This window comes from Acidovorax sp. KPB24-03 (genome assembly GCF_057546605.1).
This window is the reverse complement of sequence record NZ_BAAJYR010000602.1, coordinates 1-1,595: the sequence shown is the minus strand read 5'-3', so window position 1 is coordinate 1,595 and position 1,595 is coordinate 1. Positions and strand designations below refer to the sequence as shown.

General features: G+C 70.8%; 3 protein-coding genes. 1 reads left to right on the top strand and 2 read right to left on the bottom strand.

Going from position 1 to position 1,595, the window contains the following annotated elements:
- The first annotated feature begins 119 nt into the window (after positions 1–119).
- The gene (locus AC27KI_RS24405) at positions 120–410 is read left to right on the top strand and encodes a hypothetical protein (RefSeq protein ID WP_487116331.1); all 291 of its coding nucleotides are present in this window, start codon (positions 120–122) and stop codon (positions 408–410) included.
- Positions 411–442: 32 nt separating this feature from the next.
- On the opposite strand, the gene AC27KI_RS24400 is transcribed toward AC27KI_RS24405, so the two are convergent.
- A complete protein-coding gene (locus AC27KI_RS24400; protein WP_272564024.1) occupies positions 443–661 on the bottom strand; it encodes a hypothetical protein in 219 nt (72 codons plus the stop codon).
- 127 nt (positions 662–788) lie between these two features.
- The gene (locus tag AC27KI_RS24395; RefSeq protein WP_487090692.1) at positions 789–1,418 is read right to left on the bottom strand and encodes an FMN-binding negative transcriptional regulator; all 630 of its coding nucleotides are present in this window, start codon (positions 1,416–1,418) and stop codon (positions 789–791) included.
- Positions 1,419–1,595: the final 177 nt, after the last annotated feature.

Sequence of the window (1,595 nt, the reverse complement as noted above, 5' to 3'; positions counted from 1 at the left end):
CTGGGCGCTGGGCGGCAGCCGCAACGCGGTGCAGGATTCGGCGCTGATCGGCGGGGCGCTCGGCGCCACGCAGGGCGTGCAGGCGCTGGAGCGGCGCCAGGGGCATCGTCGCCAACTGCATGGCCGGGCGCGGATACGCCGGCAGCACCTACCCGGCCGTGGCCGCCGTGCCGGAGCCCAACCAGCCCGCCCGCTCGGCACACGCCGACTACACGCCCCTGCCCGCGCGCGCCATCGGCACCGACACGTTCAATGCCGAGCGCCTTGCGCGCGACCAGTCCTGCACCGCCACGCCCATGGCCTGGCTGGCCGCCAAGGGACCGGGTTTCGAGACCTACACCGTGCCCTGCAGCAACGGCGACGCCCTGGCGATCCGCTGCGAATTCGGCCAATGCCGCGTGCTGCGCTGAGGCGCGGCCGGCAGCGCAGGGCCCGCGGCACGTCAGGGAAGCGCGGCGTTTCCGGCATCCAGCGCCGGAGGGCGCAGCAGGTCTTCGTTGACGCCCATGGTCTGGCTGGCGCGCTCCACCGCCTGCCACAACGGCGCGGGCATCTGCAGGATGTCCTCCGGCGAACTGGAGCGCGCGATCCATGCACTGATCTGGAAATGCTGCTCGTGGGTCAGCAGGTCAAGGTTCAGCATCTCGTCGATGGTCTTCATTGCAATCCGATTCCTGGGCAGGGGCCATTCCGGCACCCCCGTGGCGAAATGCCCGGGGTGGTATGGACCACATGGTGCCATGAGCGCCCATGTCAAGCGGCCGGGGGCGCTCGCGGCCACCCACCCGTCAGGGGGCGGACGGCGGGCGCATCCTCCCGGCCAGGTCCCCCTGGCCGCGCGACTGCAGCGCGTCGGCGGCGCCGGCGATGTCGCGCGCCTCGCGGTTCTGGCTGAGCTTGGACTTGCCCACCAGCGCGGTGAGCGCGATCTCGATGCCCACGATGTGCTGCAGCAGGCCGTTGATGAATTCGGACGACGAATCGCCCATCTTCCAGGGCCGGGGCTCGGCGGCCTCATGCTGGCGCGTCAGGCGCGCCACGATGCGGCGCACGAAGCGTTCGTCGTCGTGCACGGTCAGCACGCCGTGCGCGTGCACCACCTCGTAGTTCCAGGTCGGCACCAGGCGGTGCGACTCGTGCTTGCTCGGATACCAGTTGGGCGAGATATAGGACTGGGGGCCGTGGAACACCACCATGACCGGCGTGCCCGTGGGGCAGCGCTGCCACAGCGGATTGGCGCGGGCCACATGGGCCGACAGCCGGCCGAACGGGCCCACCTCCGGGTCGAACTCGAACGGCAGGTGGTCGGCGTCCAGGCCCCCTTCGCCGTGGGTGACCAGGGTGCCCAGGGGGTGCTCGCGCAGGAGGCGCTGCAGGGCTTCGGGCCGGTTTTCGGCGAAATGCGGTGGGATGTACATGGGTGGGGCTCGGTCGGAATGCGGTGCACGAGACTGTCATGCAGAACCGGCACAATCCGAAGAGCCAGTTCTTCACCATTTCAATGGACCAGTTCCACCCCCCTGCCCCGCCCGGCACCGGCCGCCGCATCTACGACCTGCTGCGCGCGCAGATCGCCGACGGCACGCTGGCCGCCG

Coding starts and splice junctions, on each gene's coding strand:
- AC27KI_RS24405 (WP_487116331.1), top strand. CDS start 120: ATGGCCGGGCGCGGATACGCCGGCAGCACCTACCCGGCCGTGGCCGCC.
- AC27KI_RS24400 (WP_272564024.1), bottom strand. CDS start 661: ATGAAGACCATCGACGAGATGCTGAACCTTGACCTGCTGACCCACGAG.
- AC27KI_RS24395 (WP_487090692.1), bottom strand. CDS start 1,418: ATGTACATCCCACCGCATTTCGCCGAAAACCGGCCCGAAGCCCTGCAG.